Raw genomic sequence first — 19,062 nt, forward strand, 5'->3', positions numbered from 1 at the left:
TGATCTGGTCCTCGAGCAGGCGCAGGTCATCGTGGCCGCGGTCGAGCAGCTGCCCGCCGACCTCGACGCCGGGTCGGTCGAGCAGGCGGAGCGTCACCTGGTCGCCGAAGCCGCCCACCACGACGCGAGGACGCTGCGGATCCTGGGGCGGCGGCTGTTCGAGGTCATCGCCCCCGAGGAGGCCGACGAACGCGAAGCGAAACTGCTGGAACGCGAAGAACGCGCGGCCCAGGAGTCGCTCCGGTTCACGATGGCCGAGGACGGCCACGGACGGGTGCACGGCCGGTTCACCCTCGACGCCCTCACCGGCGCCATGCTCAAGAAAGCACTCCTCGCGATCGCCGCACCCAAACACCAAGCCACCCAGGGCCCCCTCGGCGAACGACGACCGGGACCCGAACGCATGGGCCGGGCGTTCGCCGAGCTCATCCAGCGCTACCCCGTCGACCAGCTCCCCAACTCCGGTGGGCTCAACGCCACCGTCGTGGTGACCATGACCCTCGAGACCCTGGAAGGCCGCCTGCAGGCCGCCCACCTGGACACCGGCGAGCGCATCTCCCCCGGGCTCGCCCGCCGCCTCGCCTGCGAAGCCGGCATCATCCCCGCCGTCCTCGGCGGACCCTCCGAGGTGTTGGACGTCGGCCGCAAAACCCGCTTCCACACCACCCCCATGCGCATCGCCATGGCCCTCCGAGACCAGGGCTGCACCACCACCGGCTGCGACTGGCCACCCGGCCTCTGCCACGCCCACCACGACCACCCCTGGTCGAAGGGCGGCCACACCTGCGCCAAGGACGGCCGGCTGCTGTGCCCCAAGCACCACACCCGCGCCCACGACCCGTCGTTCACCGCCACCCAGCACCCCGACGGGAAGATCAGCTTCACCCGACGCCAATAGCCCCACCTCGACGTGCGTGTCGATGGGCTCGATCGGGCGCGACCCAGGTCGATCCAGGCGCTGTCGACGACGCATACGTCGTCGCCGCTAGGGTTCCGCTCGTGACGAAGACGTTCCTGCTCGGTGTCGGCTGCCAGAAGGGCGGGACCACGTGGTTGTACGACTACCTGACCACGTCGCCTGAGTTCACGCACGGGTACCGCAAGGAGTACCACGTGTTCGACGCGCTCGACCTGCCGTCGGAGAAGCATGCGCGGGACCGGATGGTCGCGCGGGCCCACGAGCGCCTCGCCCACCCCGAGCCGGGCGACCGGCGGGCCGCGACCGCCGCTCACCGGCTCAGCATGCTGCTCGACCCGCAGTTCTACTTCGACTACTTCACGGGCCTGCTCCATCGACGCCCGACCACCCGTCTGGTCGCCGACGTGACCCCGTCGTACGGGATGCTCGGGGCCGAGAGGTTCGCCAGCATCCGCACCGGCTTCGCGCGGCGTGAGGTCACGACGCTGCCGGTCTTCCTGATGCGCGACCCCGTCGAGCGGATCTGGTCGCAGGTCCGGATGCACGCGCGCATCTACAAGAACCACGCTGCCGGGAAGACCGATTCCGCGGCGTTCGTGCTCCAACAGCTGGACCGCCCGGCCTACGCCCGCCGGACGGCGTACGACGAGACGATCCGGACCCTCGACAGCGTCTTCGGGCCCGACGAGATCTACTACGGCTTCTACGAGCAGCTCTTCACCGAGACCGAGGTCCGACGCCTGTGCGACATGGCCGGGATCGACTTCGTCACGCCAGGCTTCGAGCAGCGCGTGCACTTCTCGCCGAAGACGTCCGACCTGCCCGAGGAGACCGTGCAGGCCGTCGCGGAGCACTACCGCGACGTCTACGTCGCCGTGGCCGAGCGGTTCCCCGACGTCCCGATCGCGGAGCTGTGGCCCAGCAGCCGGTTCGTGCTCTGACCTCGCTGGTGGACCTCAGGCGTCGAGCGCCTCGACGTCGACCTCGTAGGCGCCCTGCACGATGAACTCCTTGCGCGGGGCCACGTCGGAGCCCATCAGCAGCTCGAAGACGTGGGCGGCCGCGTCGGCGTCGTCGATCGTGAGCCGCCGCAGCGTCCGGTGGCGCGGGTCCATGGTGGTCTCGGCCAGCTGGTCGGCATCCATCTCACCGAGACCCTTGTAACGCTGGACCGGGTCCTTCCACTTCACGTTCTTCTTCTTGAGCTCGGCCAGCGTGCGCTGCAGCTCGTCGTCGGAGTACGTGTAGACGTACTTGTCCATGCCCTTCTTGGGGTTGGAGATCTCGATGCGGTGGAGCGGTGGGACGGCGGTGTAGACCCGTCGCTCCGAGATCAGCTCGGGCATGTACTTGTAGAAGAGCGTGGCGAGCAGGCAGCGGATGTGTGCCCCGTCGGAGTCGGCGTCGGCCATGAAGATGATCCGGCCGTAGCGGCGGGCCTCGAGGTCGAAGGTCCGGCCCGACCCGGCGCCGACGACCTGGATGATCGAGGCGCACTCGGTGTTCTTGAGCATGTCGCCGACCGAGGCCTTCTGGACGTTCAGGATCTTGCCGCGGATCGGCAGCAGCGCCTGGAACTCCGAGTTGCGGGCCAGCTTGGCGGTGCCGAGTGCCGAGTCTCCCTCGACGATGAACAGCTCGGTCCGGTCGTTGTCGTTGGCGCGGCAGTCGGCGAGCTTGGAGGGCAGCGCCGAGGACTCGAGCGCGTTCTTGCGGCGCTGGGTCTCCTTGTGCTGACGGGCGGCGAGCCGGGTCTTGGCAGCCGCGGCGACCTTCTCCATCACGAGCTTGGCCTGGGCCTTCTCGACCCGCTTGGTGGAGGTGAGGAGAGCCTTCAGCTCCCGTGACACGACCTTGCGTACGACGCTGCGCGCGGCCGGCGTACCGAGGATCTCCTTGGTCTGCCCCTCGAACTGGGGCTCGGCGAGGCGCACCGTCACCACCGCCGTCATGCCTTCGAGGACGTCGTCCTTGATCACGTCGTCGTCGTTGACCCTGAGCACCTTCGCGGACTTCATCACGTCGTTGAACGTGCGGGTCACCGCCTGCTCGAAGCCGCTCACGTGGGTGCCGCCCTTGGGCGTCGCGATGACGTTGACGAACGACCGGACCGAGGTGTCGTAGCCGGTCCCCCAGCGCACCGCCACGTCGACGTGCAGCTCGCGCTCGACCTCCTGGGGCGTCATCTGCCCCTTCTCGTCGAGCAGAGGGACGGTCTCGGTGAAGGTGTCGATGCCCTGCAGACGCATGATGTCGGTGACCGGCTCGTCGGGCGCGAGGAAGTCGACGAACTCGGCGATGCCGCCGTCGTGGCGGAACTTCTCCTCGACGAGCTCGGGGCCGCGCCGGTCTCGGATCACCAGCTCGAGGCCGGGGACGATGAACGAGGTCTGCCGGGCGCGGCCGATCAGGCCGTCGTAGAGGAACTGCGCGTCCTTGGTGAAGATCTGCCGGTCGGGCCAGAACTGGACCCGGGTGCCGGACGTGCCCTTGGCCACCCTCTTGCCCTTGCGGGTCAGGCCCGACTTCGGCTCGAAGGGGGCGTCGGGGCCGTCGCCGTCGAACACCCCGGGGGTGCCGCGGTGGAAGGAGATGCCCTGCTGGGCCGGCGACCGGTCGACGTCGATGTCCATCCGGGTCGCGAGGGCGTTCACGACCGACAGGCCGACGCCGTGCAGGCCGCCCGTGGCGACGTAGGAGCCGCCGCCGAACTTGCCGCCGGCGTGCAGCTTGGTGGCCACCACCTCGACGCCGGGGAGCCCGGTCTTGGGCTCCTTGTCGGTCGGGATGCCGCGACCGTCGTCGTGGACCTCCGCGGAGCCGTCGGGGTGCAGCGTCACCTCGACGTGGGTCGCGTGGCCGCCCAGGGCCTCGTCGACCCCGTTGTCGATGATCTCCCACAGGCAGTGCATCAGGCCGCGGGTGTCGGTCGACCCGATGTACATCCCGGGACGCTTGCGCACCGCCTCCAGTCCCTCGAGGACGAGGAGATGTGCCGCGTTGTACGTGTTGTCGATCGTGGGGCTCCTGAGCAGAAATCCGGTCGGCGGGTGGCTCCGAATCTACCCGCGACACGCCGGAGGGCGATGAAGGCTCGCCTGCCCGGGGCAGGACTAGCGTGGACACCACTTCCCCGAGCAGCACCAGCGCAGCAGCACCCGTTACTCCAGCAACGCCAGCAGCAGCTCCTGTGGTCACGTCACGATGTGGACACGATCGTTTCTCGGGTCGTTCGAACCGCAACGGGGAGGGCCTCGTGAGCGTCACACTCAGCAAAGATCCAGTTCTCTCCCCAGATCGGGCCTCTCGAGGCATGGAAATCCACCGACGAGGGAAGAGACACCATGATTGGATGACGTGTCAGGCACCACGAACGGCGGGGAATCTTGGAGCCCGTCGCTACGTTGTGCATGACACCGAGGCAGAAGAAGAAATGAGGCCGATGTGACCACTGCACTTGCCCCCAACGCCGCTGCGCTGACCGCAGTTGATCGTTGCGACCGTTGCGGCGCCCAGGCCTACCTTCGCGTGGAGCTCCAGTCAGGCGGAGAACTGTTGTTCTGCGCCCACCACGCTCGTGAGCACGGTGAGAAGCTCAAGGAGATCGCCGCCAACGTCGTCGACGAGACCCACAAGCTCTCCGGCACTCCCAGCAACGCTCCCGAAGCCGAGCTCTGAGGACCGCAGCCACCGCAGACTTCCACCACGGCCCCGGACGAGAGTCCGGGGTCGTGGTGCGTCTCCGGCACCGCACGTGACAGGGTTCTCGCCGTGAGCCCGAGCGAAGTCCTCGTCGCCCTCGTGATCGCGGTCGGCCTGGTCGGGATCCTGGTCCCGATCCTGCCCGGCTCCGTGCTGGTCGCCGGCGCCATCCTCGTGTGGGCCTGGACCACCGGCGGCGCGACCTCCTGGACCGTCTTCGCCGTGGCGGCCGCGTTCATCGTCGCCGGCACGGTCGTGAAGTACGTCCTGCCGGGCCGGCGCCTCCAGGTGGCCGGCATCCCCGCCTCGACCCAGTGGTTCGGCGTCCTCCTCGGGGTCGTCGGCTTCTTCGTGGTGCCCGTGGTGGGACTCTTCCTCGGCTTCGTGCTGGGCATCTACCTGGCCGAGCTGCGGCGGGTGGGCTCGGCGCAGGCCTGGCCCTCGACCGTGCACTCCCTCAAGGCGGTCGGCCTCAGCATCGTCATCGAACTGGTCGCGGCGGTGCTCGCCACGCTCGCCTGGGTCGCCGGCGTGGTCGTGACGTGACGGTCGCCCTCGCGCTGCTCGCAGCCGTCTCCTACGGGCTCGCCGACTTCTCCGGAGGCATCTTCTCCCGGCGGGCGAGTGCCTGGTCGGTCGCGCTGATGGCGCAGATCGGCGGCGGGCTCCTCGTCCTCGTCATCGCGCTCCTCGGCGACGGCACGCTCACGGGTTCCGACCTGGCGTGGACGCTGCTCGCCGGCATCGGCAACGGTGTCGGGACCGCGTTCCTCTACCGCGGCCTGTCCTCAGGCCGGATGGGGGTCGTCTCCCCCGTCTCGGGCGTCGGCGCCGTGCTGGTGCCGGTGGCGGTCGGGCTGCTGACCGGCGAGCGGCCCGGCCTGGTCGTCTCGATCGGGGTGCTCGCGGCGCTGCCCGCGATCTGGTTGGTCGCGCGCGAGCCCACGACCGCACCACCACATGCCGGGCCGGTCGGCTCGGGACTGGTCGACGGCGTGCTCGCCGGCCTCGGGTTCGGCACCCTCTTCGCAGCCCTGGCCCAGATCCCGGAGGAGGCCGGACTGCTGCCGCTCGCGCTCAACCAGCTGGTCGCCGGGGTCGCGATCGTGATCGTCGCGGTGGCCGTCGGCCAGCCGTGGCTGCCCCGCGAGCCGGCCGCTCTCGGCGGCATCGTCTGCGGCGTGCTCGGCGCTCTCGCGACCGGGGCCTTCCTCGTCGCCACGCGTCACGGCCTCCTCTCCGTCGCCGCCGTGATCACGTCGCTCTACCCGGCCGTCACGGTCCTGCTGGCCGTGGCGTTCCTCCGTGAGCACATCCACCGCAGCCAGGCGGTCGGCCTGGCCCTCTGCGCCTGTGCCGTCGCTCTCGTGGCAGCGGGCTGATGAAATCCGAGCCTGAGGGGAACAGCAGGGCATGAGCACCCCGGACGCCGTCGTCGTCGGCTCGGGCCCCAACGGGCTCGCGGCCGCGATCACCCTCGCCGAGCGAGGCCTGTCGGTGACCGTGCTCGAGGGGCACGACGAGATCGGCGGCGGCACCCGCACGGCCGAGCTGACCGTGCCGGGGGTGCTCCACGACCTGTGCTCGGCGATCCATCCGTTCGGCGTGGGCTCGCCGTACCTCTCCGCGCTGCCGCTGGCCGACCACGGCCTCGTCTGGCGGTGGCCGGAGGTCGACCTGGCGCACCCGCTCGACGACGGCACGGCGGGGGTGCTGTTGCGCTCGATCGACGAGACCGCCGCCGGCCTGGGCGCGGACGGCGACCGGTGGCGCGGCGTCTTCGGCCCGCTCGCGGCCCACTTCGACACGCTCGCGCCCGACGTGCTCGGCCCGATCCTGCACCTGCCGCGGCACCCGCTGCTGCTCGGCAGGTTCGGCCTGCGCGCGGCGCTGCCGGCCGACGTCCTCGCTCGCCGCTTCACCACCGACGCCGCCCGCGCCCTCTTCGCCGGCTGCGCCGCCCACATCTGCCGCCCCCTCGACCGGCCCACGACCGCTGCGGTCGGCGCCACGCTGATCGCGGCCGGGCACGCCCACGGCTGGCCGGTCGCCGAAGGTGGCTCGCGGGCGATCACCGACGCGATGGCGAGCCTGCTGCGATCGCTCGGCGGCACCATCGAGACCGGCGTGCAGGTCGCGTCGTTCGACCAGCTGCCGCGGGCGCGCACGCTGCTCTTCGACACCACCCCGACCGCGTTCGCGAGGATCGCCGGCGACCGGCTGCCCGCGCGGCAGCGCCGATCGATGCGGCGCTGGAAGTACGGCTACGCGGCGTACAAGCTCGACCTGGCGGTGCGCGACGGCGTCCCCTGGACGGCCGAGGTGTGCCGCCGCGCCGGCACCGTCCACGTCGGCGGCACCTTCGAGGACATCGCCGCCGCGGAGGCCGAGGTCAACCGGGGTGTGATGCCACGACGGCCGTTCGTGCTCGTCGGCCAGCAGTACCTCGCCGACCCCACCCGGTCAGCCGGCGACGTGCACCCGGTGTGGGCCTACGCGCACGTGCCGCACGGGTACGCCGGCGACGCCACCGCCGCCGTGCTCGACCAGATCGAGCGGTTCGCGCCCGGCTTCCGCGAACGCATCGTCGGCACCCACGTCACCGGTCCGGCCGCGTTCGAGGCCTACAACCCGAACTACGTGGGCGGAGACATCGCGGCGGGCTCGACCACGGTGCGCCAGCTGGTCGCCCGGCCCCGACCGACCCTGGACCCTTACGCGACCGCGGTGCCGGGGGCGTACCTCTGCTCGTCGTCGACCCCGCCCGGAGCCGGGGTGCACGGCATGTGCGGCCACCGGGCCGCGCTGCGGGCGCTGCGCGACCTCTAGGGGGCCGGGGGACGGCGCTCAGTCGCTCAGAAGGTCACGGGCAGGCTGAGCGGGCCGCGGACCATCGGCATCGCGCGCATCCGCGCGGCACCCGCCCGGCGCAGCTCCGGCATCCGCTCGGCGAGCATCCGCAGGGCGACGGTCCCCTCGAGCTCGGCGATCGGCCGGCCCACACAGCGGTGGATGCCGCTCGAGAACGCGAGGTGGTCGTAGCCGTCGTCACGGGCGAGGTCGAAGACGGCGGGGTCCCGGAAGACCGCCGGGTCACGGTTGGCGCCGCCGATCAGCACGTTGACCCACTGTCCGCGACGGATGGCCTGTCCGGCGATCTCGGTGTCGTCGAACGAGACACGGCCGGTGCGCTGGACCGGAGGGTCGAAGCGCAGCGACTCCTTGACCGCGGCGCCCGCCAGGGCCGGGTCGGCCACCAGCGCGGACCACTGCTCGGGGTGGTCGAGCAACGCGTTGACGGCGTTGCCGAGCAGGTTGACGGTGGTCTCGAACCCGGCGATCAGCAGCATCCGGCACAGCGGCACCAGCTCGACGGCACGCAGCTCCGCGTCACCGTCACCCTCGGCGGCGAGGAGCACGCTGATCAGGTCGTCACCGGGCTCGGCGCGGCGCCGTTCGATGATGTCCTCGAAGAGCCGGGTCAGGGCGCGGGCCGCCACCATCACGTCGCGGGCGTGGCGCAGCGAGCGGAAGCCGGACGCCGCGCCGCCGAGCGTCTCGCCGTACGTCGCGAGGAGCGCACCCTCGTCCGCCGGGATGCCCAGCAGCCGGTTGATCACCGCGACCGGCAGGGGCTCCGCGAGCGCCGGCATCAGGTCGAACGTCCCGGCGCCGGCGGCGTCGTCGAGGAGCCGACCGACGGTGCTCTCCAGCATCGCGGTGAAGTCGGCCAGCCGACGCGCGCTGAGCGCGGGCGCCACGAGCCGGCGCAGCCGGGTGTGGTCGGGCGGGTTCCGGGTGAGGAAGGACCGGTCGAAGGCCGGCTCCGGTCGCGGCGCGCCCTCCGGCTCGACACCGAAGCGTCGACCCCGCAGCACCTCCTTGCAGATCGCGTGGTCGGCGGAGGCGAGGTGGCCGGACGGCGTCGTCACGAACGGTCCGGCCGCCCGGATCCGGTCGTAGATCGGGTACGGGTCGCCGTCACCGACGGCGCTCAGCCGGGCGAACTCGTTGTGTCGCACGTGCACGTCGATCACGGCGCGAGCGCGACCGCCGTACAGATCTGCAGCGAAACGGGCAGTGCGGCGCAGCTGCACCGCCCGTCCCGTCATCGCCGGTCAGTCGAGGTAGTCGCGCAGGACCTGCGAGCGCGACGGGTGCCGCAGCTTCGACATGGTCTTCGACTCGATCTGGCGGATCCGCTCGCGGGTCACGCCGTAGACCTTGCCGATCTCGTCGAGGGTCTTCGGCTGACCGTCGGTCAGGCCGAAACGCATGCTGACGACGCCGGCCTCGCGCTCGGAGAGCGTGTCGAGGACGGCGTGCAGCTGCTCCTGGAGGAGCGTGAACGACACCGCGTCGGCCGGGACGATCGCCTCGGAGTCCTCGATCAGGTCGCCGAACTCGGAGTCGCCGTCCTCACCGAGCGGGGTGTGCAGCGAGATGGGCTCGCGGCCGTACTTCTGGACCTCGATGACCTTCTCGGGGGTCATGTCGAGCTCCTTGGCGAGCTCCTCCGGGGTGGGCTCGCGGCCCAGGTCCTGGAGCATCTGGCGCTGCACGCGAGCCAGCTTGTTGATGACCTCGACCATGTGCACCGGGATCCGGATGGTGCGGGCCTGGTCGGCCATCGCGCGGGTGATCGCCTGACGGATCCACCAGGTGGCGTACGTCGAGAACTTGTAGCCCTTGGTGTAGTCGAACTTCTCGACCGCGCGGATCAGACCGAGGTTGCCCTCCTGGATCAGGTCCAGGAACAGCATGCCGCGGCCGGTATAGCGCTTGGCGAGCGAGACGACGAGGCGCAGGTTGGCCTCGAGCAGGTGGTTCTTGGCGCGGCGGCCGTCCTCGGCGATCCACTCGAGCTCCTCGTGGATCTTCGGGGAGATCTTGCCGCCCTTGGCGAGCTTCTCCTCGGAGAAGAGGCCGGCCTCGATCCGCTTGGCGAGCTCGACCTCCATCTCCGCGTTGAGGAGGGGCACCTTGCCGATCTGCTTCAGGTAGTCCTTGACCGGGTCGGCGGTCGCGCCGGCGACCATGACCTGCTGCTCGGGCTCGTCGGTGTCGTCGGCGGCGGAGACCACGAAGGTGGCCTGCTTCTCGTCCTCGACGATCGTCGGGTCGGCCTTCACGTCCTTCTCGAACTGCTCGTCGGGCAGATCGGGCAGGACCTTCTTGCCGTCGGGGCCCATCACGGCCGGCGACTGGTCGGACTCGGTGGTCTCGGCGTTGTCCGCGCCGTCGTTCGAGGCCCGGCTCGCGGTCGCCTTGCGGCCCGCGGTCTTGGTCGCCGGGGCGGCCGCCTTCTTCGCCGGAGCCGCAGCAGCGGGTGCTGCGGCCTTCTTCGCGGCGGTCTTGGCCGTCGTCGTCTTGCGCGCCGAGGTGGCGGCGACCGCACGCGCGGGGCTCGCGGTGACGTGCACCGAGATGCCGAGGGAGCTCAGGTGACCGAGCAGCGCCTTGAGGTGGCGCGGCTCGATGGCCGCGTCCTCACTGGCCTGGCGGACCTCCTCCGGAGTGAGGCCGCCCGTGGGGGCGCCTCGCTCGATGAGGGCCACGACGGCCGGGTGCGACAGCACCTCGGCGGGGAGCAACTTGCGCGCGTTCGAGGACACGAACACCTCTCGTCAAACTGGCGGAGAACCTACATAGGGCGCGGCGAGGCCCGGTAACGTCAAGAGCCGCAGGTCTCATTCTGCCACGCGCACCCTGACCTCCGCGCCATCACCCCGAGATCTGGGCGGCCTTCGCCTCGGCCTTCTTCTGCTTCTTGAAGTCGCGCACCTTCTGCAGCGACGCGGCGTCGACCACGTCGGCCACCGAGCGGTACGCGTCCTCGGCGTAGGCACCCACGGCCGACTCCCACCCGTCGGGTCGTACGCCGAGCTGCTTGGCGACCAGCGCCACGAAGATCTGGGCCTTCTGCTTGCCGAAACCGGGCAGCGCCTGCATCCGCTCGAGGAAGTCGCGACCGTCCGTCGCCTCGGTCCAGATCCGCTCGGCGTGGCCGTCGTAGTCGTCGGCGACGATCCGGGCCAACTCCTGCAGCCGGGCCGCCATCGAGCCCGGGAAGCGGTGGATCGCCGGCGGCGTCGAGCAGAGCGCCGTGAACTCCTCCGGGTCGGCGGCGGCGATCGCGGCCGGGTCGAGGGTGCCGAACCGGTCGAGCACCTTCGCAGGTCCGCGGAAGGCGTGCTCCATCGGGAACTGTTGATCGAGCATCATGCCGACCAGCAGCGCGAACGGGTCGTCGGTCAGGACCCGGTCGGCGTCCGCGTCGCCGGTGATGTGGATGGCCACGGCTCAGTCGGCCTTGACCGCCAGCACCGGGCAGTGGGCGTCGAGGAGGACGCGCTGGGCGTTGCTGCCGAGGATCAGCTTGCCGACCGGCGAGCGACGGCGCAGGCCGATCACGATCAGCTCGGCCGCATTGGCCTCGGCGATGCTGATCAGGTCCTCGGCCGGCTCGAAGCCGCGCACGAGCTGCCGGATGTCGTACTGCACGCCGGTGCCGTCGAGGATGCCCTTGACGACGTTCATCTCCCGCTCGGCCTGCGTGGCCGCGTCGGCGTCGAACTCCTGGCCGCCGCGGTGCGAGTTCACGACGACGAGCTTGGCCCCCCGCAGCTTGGCCTCCTCCACCGCCTTGCGTAGCGCGGCCTCACCCTCCGGCTTGGGCACGTAGCCCACGACGACGGTCCCCATCGTGCCTCCCTGGTCGAGGTGTTGACGCGGGTCCGAGTGCCCACGACCGGCACCGTACCGAATCCCGACCCAAAGCGCGCCTGTGGATGACCTGCACGCGCCGGCGATGTTCTGGAGAGGCTGGGTGCAGGAGGTACGACGTGGAAGGCATCCAGGAGCCCGTGTCCCGGTCGATGACGGCCCTGCTGCGCCGCGCCGTGCTCGACCACTACGTCTCCGAGCGCCGCCGGAGCTACCCGGCGCTGCTCCACGTCGGCGTGCCGGGCGGGCCCGAGGAGGTCACCGCGGCCGATCCGGACGACGGTCTCGACCACGCGCTGCGCGCCGACGTCGTGGCGGCGCTGCTGCGGCGCACCCGGCGCCCCGGCTTCGTGCCGATGCTCTGGCTCACCCGGCCCGGCCCGCCGCAGCTGCAGGACGTCGACGTCCAGTGGCTCGCGTCCGCCCGGGCGGCGAGCGCGGAGGCCGGCGTCGGGCTGACGCTGGTCGTCGTCACCCGCCACGCCTGGACGGACCCCCGCAGCGGGGTCAGCCGCGAGTGGAAGCGGCTGCGCCAGCGGTGACCCTCACTCGGACCAGGTGTGCACCGGCTCGTTGCTGTGCATGCCGTCCTTGTAGTCGAGCAGCGTCGCGCGCAAGGCGTCGTACCGGTCGGTGTTGCCGGCCCGGTGCATCCGGTTCACGAACCACTCGGCGCCGTTGGTGCCGAGCAGGCAGCGCTGCTCGATGATGCCGAGGTAGCGGTCGATCTCCCCCGACGAGGCGCCCCACGCCTGCAGCCCCTCGCGGGCCAGCGGCAGCAGGCGGCGCAGCACCAGCTCGGTGGCCCGGACCTGACCGACGCCGGGCCAGTAGATCTGGGCGTCGATGCCCTGGCGGGCGGCGACGTGGAAGTTCTCCTCGGCGGCGCTGAACGACATCTGCGACCAGAGCGGGCGCTCGCTCTCGGCCAGCGCGCGGACCAGCCCGAAGTAGAAGGCCGCGTTGGCCATCGTGTCGGCGACCGTCGGGCCCGCGGCCAGGAGCCGGTTCTCGACGCGCAGGTGCGGCACGCCCGCGGCGATGTCGTAGACCGGGCGGTTCCAGCGGTAGATCGTGCCGTTGTGGAGCCGCAGCTCCGGCAGCTTGGGGGTCCCGCCCGCCTCGAGGACCTCGAGCGGGTCCTCGTCGTCGGTCACGGGCAGCAGGGCCGGGAAGAAGCGGACGTTCTCCTCGAAGAGGTCGAAGACGGTGGTGATCCACCGCTCGCCGAACCACACCCGCGGCCGGACGCCCTGCGCCTTCAGCTCCTCGCTGCGGGTGTCGGTGGCCTGCTCGAAGAGCGGGATCCGGGTCTCGCGCCACAGCTCCTTGCCCAGGAGGTACGGCGAGTTGGCCGCGACCGCGACCTGGACCGCGGCGATCGCCTGGGAGGCGTTCCAGTACGCCGGGAACTGGTCGGGCGAGGTCTGCACGTGGAACTGCGTGCTGGTGCAGGCGGCCTCCGGCACGATCGAGTCGGAGGTGGTGCGCAGCCGTTCGGCGCCGTCGATGGAGATCGTGATGTCCTCGCCGCGGGCGTTGAGGATCTGCTCGCTGAGCAGCTTGTAGCGGGGGTTGGCGCTCAGGCTGCCGAGGCTCATGTGGCCCTCGTCGAGGGTGGGCAGGATCCCGATCATCACCATGTGGGCGCCGACCTTGGCGGACTTCGCCTCCGCGTCGTTGAGGCTGCGCCGCAGGGTGTCCTCGAACGTCGTCAGGCCGCCCTCGTGCAGCTTGGCCGGCGGGACGTTGATCTCGATGTTGAACTGTCCCAGCTCGGTCTGGAAGTCGGGGTCGGCGATCGCCTCGAGCACCTCCGCGTTCTTCAGCGCCGGGTCCCCCGCGTCGTCGACGAGGTTCAGCTCGACCTCGAGGCCCGTCATCGGGTCGTCGGTGTCGAAGCGCGCCTCGCGCAGCATCCGGGCGAACACGTCGAGGTTGCGGCGGACCTTCTCGCGGTGCCGCGTCCGGTCGGCGCGGGAGAACTCCTGTGCGTCTACTTCCTCGCCCATGGCGTGACCCTAGGCCCTCTCCGTGTCGATGTCGTGTGCTTCCCAGGTGCGTTCGGTGCGCTGGATCAGGTCCTGTCCGCACCCTGGGGGCGGGTACCCGCCCCGCGCGCCCGGCACGCCTCAGCCTGGATCGGCGCCCCGATCGTGCCCTCCTCGCCAGTCCCCGCCGGCCTCCCAGCACTCGGGCGGCAGCGCGCCGGCGAGCGCGTGGGCGACGAGCCCGGCCAACGGGTAGTCCTCGTCGGCCTCGACACACCGGTCGAGCGCACACCAGGACAGCGCGCCCTGCCCCGCGAGCCACGAGGCGAAGGCCAGCAGGGCGGCCGGGGCGGCGAGCAGGGGCGCGGGGGTGCGGCGTACGACGTCGGTCCAGAAGCGGACGTGGTCGGGCGAGCGCTCCCGGGTCATCGGCGACCACGCCGCGTCGCGCACCTCCTGCTCGAGCATGCCGCGCAGCAGCCGGGCCACCTCCTCGTCGTCGGGCGCCGTGCCGGCCCGGGTGTGCCGCTCGACCAGGTCGGCCGCCCAGGCGCCCTCGTCGAGCACCGGGGGCGGGTCGCCCGCCAGCGCGGCGAGCGCTGCCACGACCCGCCCGATCCGCAGCGGGTCGCCGGCCAGGGTCGCCCGGAGGTCCTCGCGCGACGCATGGGTGACCCGCCCCTCGACCACCGACTGCGCGACGAACGGGTGCGCCGAGACGTCGTAGGGCACGCCCCACGCAGGGACGCCGGGTCGCCCGAGCGGGGCGTACCACCGCGCACCGTCGGCGCGGAGCACGTCGACCACGTCGACCCCCGCGCGCTCGAACCCGCGGGCCAGCGCCCGGGCCAGCGCCCCGGACAGCCGCGGGTCGTCGGAGTAGAGGACGAAGAGCGCGCGCCGGACCCGATGGAGCCGGGCCGGCTCGAGGAGCGAGGCGACCGCCTCGGGGATCTCGGCGCGCGAGGCGGGGAGGTCGACGCGGGCGTGGAACGGACGGGGCGCGCCGAAGGTCAGCATCGCGACGGACTCGTGGGGGACGAAGCCGAGCACGACCGGGACGAGCGCGAGCACGTCCTCGGGGCAGCGGGCGGTGTAGCGGACGTCGGCGGGTGCGGGTGAGGTGCTCATGCGAGGAACCTCCCCACGGGGACGGACAGTCGGGCCGGTGCCGGGAGGTGCCTGGGGAAAGGCGGGCCGGAGCGCCGTCTGTGGACGGCTGGTGGTCCGGACTGTCCGTCGGACGGGGTAGTTTGCGCCCGTGCGGTCGGATGCGTCGGTGCTCCATCTCGACCTCGACGCGTTCTTCGCCGCGGTCGAGCAGCGCGACAAGCCCTCCCTGCGCGGCAAACCGGTCGTCGTCGGCGGCATCGGCGGGCGGGGTGTCGTCTCGACCGCGTCGTACGAAGCGCGCGTGTACGGCGTGCGGTCGGCCATGTCGACGCGCGAGGCGCGCGCCCGCTGCCCCCACGCCGCCTTCCTGAGCGGTCGGTTCCACGCCTACCACGACACCAGCGCCCGGGTGATGGGCCTGCTCCGCTCGGTCTCGCCCCTGGTCGAGCCGCTGTCGCTCGACGAGGCGTTCGTCGACCTGGCCCGCGCCGACCTGCCCGACCTGAGCGTCCCCACCGTCACGGCGTTCGCCGACGAGCTGCGGGCCCGGGTGACGGAGGTGACCGGCGGGCTGACCGCGTCGGTCGGCGTCGGCACGTCCAAGTTCATCGCCAAGGTCGCCAGCGACCTCGACAAGCCCGACGGGCTGGTCGTCGTCGCGCCGGGCACCGAGGTCGAGCTGCTCCGCCCGATGCACGTCACGGTCATCCCCGGCGTCGGGCCGGCCACGGCCGAGCGGCTGCGCCGGGCCGGCATCCAGACCGTCGCCGACCTGGAGACGGTCACCCAGGACGAGATGGTCCGGCTGCTCGGGAAGGCCAGCGGCGCCTGGCTCTACCACCTCGCCCGGGCCGAGGACGACCGTCCCGTGGTCGCCGAGCGGGAGGCGAAGTCGGTCAGCGTCGAGGGCACCTACGACACCGACCTGACCGACCGCAAGCTGATGGAGGGCCTGCTCACCCGGCAGGCAAGCGACGTCGCCGGCCGGCTCCGCAAGCACGGCCTGTCGGGCCGCACGGTCACGATCAAGGTCCGGCTCCACGACTTCACCACCCTGAACCGGTCGAGCACGCTCTCCTCGCCCACCGACAGCCCCGGCACCATCGCCCGGCTCGCCCGCAGCCTGCTCACCGACCTCGACACCTCCGGCGGCGTCCGGCTGCTCGGCGTCGGGGTGTCCGGCCTGGCCGACTGGGTGCAGGAGGACCTCTTCGGCGAGACCGGGGACGAGGACGAGGAGGAGCTGCTGCCCGAGGCCGACATCCCGCGCCACTCCCGGAGCACCTGGGCGCCCGGCATGGACGTCGTCCACGCCGAGATGGGCCGCGGCTGGGTGTGGGGCGCGGGTCGCGGCGTCGTGACGGTGCGCTTCGAGACCGCCGAGTCGCCGGCCGGCCCGGTGCGCAGCTACCCCGACGACGACCCGGCCCTCAGTGCGTGGCGGACCCCGGATCCGGAGGAGCCGGCCTCCGGCTGAACCGCACCGTCTCGCCGGGACGCAGCTGCGCGCACTGCCACAGGTCGTCGGCGTCCACGACCCCGATGACGGGGTAGCCGCCGGTCGGCGGGTGGTCGGCCAGGAACACCACGGGCCGCCCGCTCGGCGGCACCTGGACGGCGCCCAGCACCATGCCTTCGCTCGCGAGCTCATCGGCGCCGCGGCGCTCCAGCGGCGGGCCGTCGAGCCGCAGCCCGACCCGGTTGGAGTCGGCCTCCACGACGTAGGGCGAGCCGCACAGCACGTCGAGCGCGCCGTCGACGAACCAGTCGGCCCGGGGTCCCGGCGTGACCCGCAGCGGGCCGGGCCGCGGGGTCCGGGGCGTGTCGAGCGGCCGCGGCTCGCCGTACGACGGGCCGACCGGCAAGACGGCGCCCACCTCGACGCGTGGCGGGCCGACCCAGGCGAGGGTGTCGGTCGAGCGGGAGCCCAGCACCGGGTCGACGGCGATCCCGCCGGCGACCGCGAGGTAGGACCGGGCACCGGTCTCCGGCCGGAGCAGCGTGATCGTGGCCCCGGCCGGGACCCACTCGGCGTGGGCGTGCCCGCGCGCCTCCCCCGCCACGAGCAGCGGGCTCGGCGCGCCGGTCACGGCCACCCAGCAGCCCGCGTCGGCCCGCGCCGACAGCCCGCCGAGCAGCACCTCCAGCACGGCCGCCGTGGGGTCGTTGCCGACCAGCCGGTTCGCGAGTGCGGCGGCGGGCGCGTCGAGGGCGCCGGCCCGCGGCACCCCGAGATGGGCGAGCCCGACCCGGCCGCGGTCCTGCACGGTCACCAGCGGCCCGGTCTCGACGACGTGGAGGGTCATGCCACCACGAACGTCACGCGGGTCCCGGGGGGCAGCAGGGCCGGCTGCTCGCGGGTCTGGTCCCACAGCGTAACGTCGGTGCGGCCGAGCAGCCGCCAGCCGCCCGGCGACGCGGTCGGGTAGATGCCGCACCACGCGCCGGCCAGGCCGACCGACCCGGCCGGGATCCTGGCGCGCGGCGACGCGAGGCGTGGTACGGCGAGGTCCGCAGGCAGCCCGGCCAGGTAGGAGAAGCCCGGCGCGAACCCGCAGAACTCCGCGACGTACTCCACCCCGGTGTGGTGCGCGACCACGCCGTCCCGGTCGGTCCCCCACGCCTCGGCCACGAAGTCGAGGTCGGGACCGTCGTACGTCACCGGGACCTCGACCGGCTCGCCGGCGACCGGCGCGGCCGCGGGCGACCAGCCCTCCAACGCGGCGGCGAGGGCGCCCGGGTCGGCCACCCCGTCGAAGAGCACGGTCTCGGCCGCGGGCACCACCTCGACCGCGTCGACGCCGGCGGAGCGCGCCCAGGTCGCGAGCGCGAACGCGGTCGCGGCGTCGCCCACCTCGACCAGGGCGGCGGTCCGGCCGACCGGTCGCAGCCGCACGCTGCGGGGATCCATGGGCCCAGTCTGCCGGGAGGTGGCGTTCACGCCGCTGTCACACGCGCAGCGTTGTCACGACGGGCGATCCGGGTGAGCATGGGAAATGGTGAAGGGCCCCCGGCGGTATGAGCGCCAGGGGCCCTTCGGCTGTCCGGAAAGGTGACGCCCGGACCACCGGACCGGTCCTCCGACCCCGCCGCCCCCGTCACCGGGCCGACGCGGCGAGTTGCCTCGCCGTACGGGTCTTCGTTCCTGTCCGATCCCCTGCCCTCCGCAAGCGGTGGGCTGGTAGGGAGAGTTCTACGTGGGCCAGGTCACACCCCGCAAGGGATTCCCGACAACCCACAGGGTCGTCCACAGGAGCGGCCCGTTCCTCCACAACAGGAGTGCACACTCCACAGGGAGTGGTCCAGACCTGTGGATCAGCTGGTGGAGTCGATGGACACGGTGCCGTCCAGGTCCTTGATCAGGAGCGAGATGTCCTGGACGTGGTCTCCGTTGGTGAGCGTGCACGGGAACGTCGTCTGCGGGTCCTGGACGATGATCGCCGCGTCGCCGCACTCGACCGTGACCCCGGTCAGGCCCTGCTGCTCGGCCTGGTCCTCCAGGAACCCGACCGCGGCGTCGACCGAGATGATCGCCTTCGCCGGGGCGAGGTCGAACTCCGCGTGGCCGTCCTCGAGCGAGGTGACGGTGACCTCGTACGGCGCCTTGACGCCCGCGATGCTCACCGAGCAGTCGATGACGGCCCCCTCCTCGAGGTCGGCGTCCTCGGGGCAGGTCGCGTCGCTCACCTCGAGGTCGGGCGTCACCTTCTCCTGGGCCTTCTGCACCTCTGCCGCGATCTCGTCGGCGTCGTAGCCGTCGTCGGAGCCGGCCGTCACGCCGGCCGAGCAGGCCCCGAGAGCGAGGAGGACGGGCACGAGCGCGAGGGCACGGAGTCTGGTCACAAGGAGAACCATCGACCCCACACGCCCCGACGTGGGGCGCGGCGCGCCGTCAGAAGGCGTGAAGTTGGTGACCCGCGGCCTCGAGCGCGCGCCGTACGGCGATCGCGTGGGCGACCGCGCCCGGTGAGTCGCCGTGCACACAGAGGGAGTCGACCGTCCGGGCGAGCGCGAGGGCGTGGGCGACGATGCCGTCCTCGTCCTCGACCAGGGCGCCCGGCTCGGAGCGCGGGACGAGCCGCCCGTCGGGGGTGTAGGCCCGGTCGGGGAACCCCTCGTGGAAGATCGTCCGCCCGGCCGCTGCCGCAAGCGTCAGCAGGGCGCCGGGCATGCCGAGCACCGGCAGCCGGTCCGACCCGGCCAGCACCGCAGCCGCCTGCTCCTCGTCGTCGATCGCCCGGTGGTAGAGCGCGCCGTGCGGCTTGACGTAGCGCACCGACGTCCCCTCCTCGGCGGCGATCGACGCGAGCGTCCCGACCTGGTCGGCGACCTGCTCACGCAGGACCTCGTAGGCGACCTCCCGCGCGACCCGGCCGAAGCCGTCGCGGTCGTCGTACGACACCTGGGCGCCGACCGCGACGCCGCGACGGGCCGCCTCCGCACACACGGTGCGCATCACCGCCGGGCTGCCGGCGTGGTAGCCACAGGCGACGTTCGCGCTGGTGACCACGGCCAACAGCGCCTCGTCGTCCGACACCTCCTCGCCGAGGTCGGCGTTGAGGTCGATCGTCCGTCCGGACCAAGGGGCGTCCACACCCCGACGCTATCGTC

At 72.2% G+C, this 19,062-nt stretch carries 19 protein-coding genes; 8 read left to right on the top strand and 11 right to left on the bottom strand.

The window, feature by feature from the left end:
• A partial coding sequence (locus PD653B2_RS16730; protein ID WP_085873534.1) for an HNH endonuclease signature motif containing protein occupies nucleotides 1–898 on the top strand: 898 nt, incomplete at its 5' end.
• A gap of 101 nt (nucleotides 899–999) precedes the next feature.
• Complete coding sequence (locus PD653B2_RS16735; RefSeq protein WP_165763510.1) at nucleotides 1,000–1,860, top strand: sulfotransferase; 861 nt, start codon at nucleotides 1,000–1,002, stop codon at nucleotides 1,858–1,860.
• A 15-nt stretch (nucleotides 1,861–1,875) separates the two neighbouring features.
• On the opposite strand, the gene PD653B2_RS16740 is transcribed toward PD653B2_RS16735, so the two are convergent.
• Nucleotides 1,876–3,981 carry a DNA gyrase/topoisomerase IV subunit B gene (locus PD653B2_RS16740; protein ID WP_085873536.1) on the bottom strand — a complete coding sequence of 702 codons (2,106 nt, stop codon included), beginning with the start codon at nucleotides 3,979–3,981 and terminating at the stop codon, nucleotides 1,876–1,878.
• 382 nt (nucleotides 3,982–4,363) lie between these two features.
• Here PD653B2_RS16740 and PD653B2_RS16745 point away from each other — a divergent pair, with 382 nt between their 5' ends.
• The 4 genes from PD653B2_RS16745 (at nucleotide 4,364) to PD653B2_RS16760 (ending at nucleotide 7,450) form a co-directional block, all read left to right on the top strand.
• Nucleotides 4,364–4,597 carry a DUF7455 domain-containing protein gene (locus PD653B2_RS16745; protein WP_085873537.1) on the top strand — a complete coding sequence of 78 codons (234 nt, stop codon included), beginning with the start codon at nucleotides 4,364–4,366 and terminating at the stop codon, nucleotides 4,595–4,597.
• Between the two features lie 93 nt (nucleotides 4,598–4,690).
• On the top strand, nucleotides 4,691–5,167 hold the full coding sequence (locus PD653B2_RS16750) for a DUF456 domain-containing protein (protein WP_085873538.1): 477 nt from the start codon (nucleotides 4,691–4,693) through the stop codon (nucleotides 5,165–5,167).
• Nucleotides 5,164–6,003, top strand: coding sequence for a DMT family transporter (locus PD653B2_RS16755; RefSeq protein WP_085873539.1), 840 nt, complete (start codon nucleotides 5,164–5,166; stop codon nucleotides 6,001–6,003). The genes PD653B2_RS16750 and PD653B2_RS16755 overlap by 4 nt, the downstream gene beginning before the upstream one ends.
• A gap of 31 nt (nucleotides 6,004–6,034) precedes the next feature.
• Nucleotides 6,035–7,450: a phytoene desaturase family protein gene (locus PD653B2_RS16760; protein WP_085873540.1), complete on the top strand. Its 1,416-nt coding sequence runs from the start codon at nucleotides 6,035–6,037 to the stop codon at nucleotides 7,448–7,450.
• A 26-nt stretch (nucleotides 7,451–7,476) separates the two neighbouring features.
• Here PD653B2_RS16760 and PD653B2_RS16765 read toward each other — a convergent pair whose 3' ends face one another.
• From PD653B2_RS16765 to PD653B2_RS16780, 4 genes are all read right to left on the bottom strand, one after another.
• Nucleotides 7,477–8,733 carry a cytochrome P450 gene (locus PD653B2_RS16765; protein ID WP_085873541.1) on the bottom strand — a complete coding sequence of 419 codons (1,257 nt, stop codon included), beginning with the start codon at nucleotides 8,731–8,733 and terminating at the stop codon, nucleotides 7,477–7,479.
• 6 nt (nucleotides 8,734–8,739) lie between these two features.
• Nucleotides 8,740–10,242 carry an RNA polymerase sigma factor gene (locus PD653B2_RS16770; RefSeq protein ID WP_085873542.1) on the bottom strand — a complete coding sequence of 501 codons (1,503 nt, stop codon included), beginning with the start codon at nucleotides 10,240–10,242 and terminating at the stop codon, nucleotides 8,740–8,742.
• A 103-nt stretch (nucleotides 10,243–10,345) separates the two neighbouring features.
• Complete coding sequence (locus PD653B2_RS16775; RefSeq protein WP_085873543.1) at nucleotides 10,346–10,921, bottom strand: HhH-GPD-type base excision DNA repair protein; 576 nt, start codon at nucleotides 10,919–10,921, stop codon at nucleotides 10,346–10,348.
• A gap of 3 nt (nucleotides 10,922–10,924) precedes the next feature.
• Nucleotides 10,925–11,326, bottom strand: a complete 402-nt coding sequence (locus PD653B2_RS16780) for a universal stress protein (protein WP_085873544.1) — start codon at nucleotides 11,324–11,326, stop codon at nucleotides 10,925–10,927.
• 140 nt (nucleotides 11,327–11,466) lie between these two features.
• Between PD653B2_RS16780 and PD653B2_RS16785 the strand changes: the two genes are divergently transcribed.
• Nucleotides 11,467–11,889, top strand: a complete 423-nt coding sequence (locus PD653B2_RS16785) for a hypothetical protein (RefSeq protein ID WP_085873545.1) — start codon at nucleotides 11,467–11,469, stop codon at nucleotides 11,887–11,889.
• Nucleotides 11,890–11,892: 3 nt separating this feature from the next.
• Here the strand turns inward: PD653B2_RS16785 and PD653B2_RS16790 are convergent, their stop codons facing one another.
• Together PD653B2_RS16790 and PD653B2_RS16795 are read right to left on the bottom strand one after the other, a co-directional pair.
• A complete protein-coding gene (locus PD653B2_RS16790) occupies nucleotides 11,893–13,359 on the bottom strand; it encodes a hypothetical protein (RefSeq protein WP_085873546.1) in 1,467 nt (488 codons plus the stop codon).
• 120 nt (nucleotides 13,360–13,479) lie between these two features.
• Nucleotides 13,480–14,469, bottom strand: a complete 990-nt coding sequence (locus PD653B2_RS16795; protein WP_165763511.1) for a DUF4192 domain-containing protein — start codon at nucleotides 14,467–14,469, stop codon at nucleotides 13,480–13,482.
• 130 nt (nucleotides 14,470–14,599) lie between these two features.
• Here PD653B2_RS16795 and PD653B2_RS16800 point away from each other — a divergent pair, with 130 nt between their 5' ends.
• On the top strand, nucleotides 14,600–15,928 hold the full coding sequence (locus PD653B2_RS16800; RefSeq protein ID WP_085873547.1) for a DNA polymerase IV: 1,329 nt from the start codon (nucleotides 14,600–14,602) through the stop codon (nucleotides 15,926–15,928).
• Here PD653B2_RS16800 and PD653B2_RS16805 read toward each other — a convergent pair.
• From PD653B2_RS16805 to PD653B2_RS16820, 4 genes are all read right to left on the bottom strand, one after another.
• Entirely contained in the window at nucleotides 15,882–16,757 is an 876-nt protein-coding gene (locus PD653B2_RS16805) for a biotin-dependent carboxyltransferase family protein (RefSeq protein ID WP_085873548.1), read from the bottom strand. The genes PD653B2_RS16800 and PD653B2_RS16805 overlap by 47 nt on opposite strands.
• Nucleotides 16,754–17,362 carry a 5-oxoprolinase subunit B family protein gene (locus PD653B2_RS16810; RefSeq protein WP_085873549.1) on the bottom strand — a complete coding sequence of 203 codons (609 nt, stop codon included), beginning with the start codon at nucleotides 17,360–17,362 and terminating at the stop codon, nucleotides 16,754–16,756. The genes PD653B2_RS16805 and PD653B2_RS16810 overlap by 4 nt, the downstream gene beginning before the upstream one ends.
• Before the next feature lie 404 nt (nucleotides 17,363–17,766).
• Nucleotides 17,767–18,294, bottom strand: coding sequence for a DUF4333 domain-containing protein (locus PD653B2_RS16815; RefSeq protein WP_165763512.1), 528 nt, complete (start codon nucleotides 18,292–18,294; stop codon nucleotides 17,767–17,769).
• A 49-nt stretch (nucleotides 18,295–18,343) separates the two neighbouring features.
• A complete protein-coding gene (locus PD653B2_RS16820; RefSeq protein WP_242665319.1) occupies nucleotides 18,344–19,045 on the bottom strand; it encodes a 5-oxoprolinase subunit PxpA in 702 nt (233 codons plus the stop codon).
• Nucleotides 19,046–19,062 lie beyond the last annotated feature (17 nt).

Origin of the sequence: Nocardioides sp. PD653-B2 (genome assembly GCF_002117935.1) — a bacterium.
In the GTDB taxonomy this organism is placed as follows: domain Bacteria; phylum Actinomycetota; class Actinomycetes; order Propionibacteriales; family Nocardioidaceae; genus Nocardioides.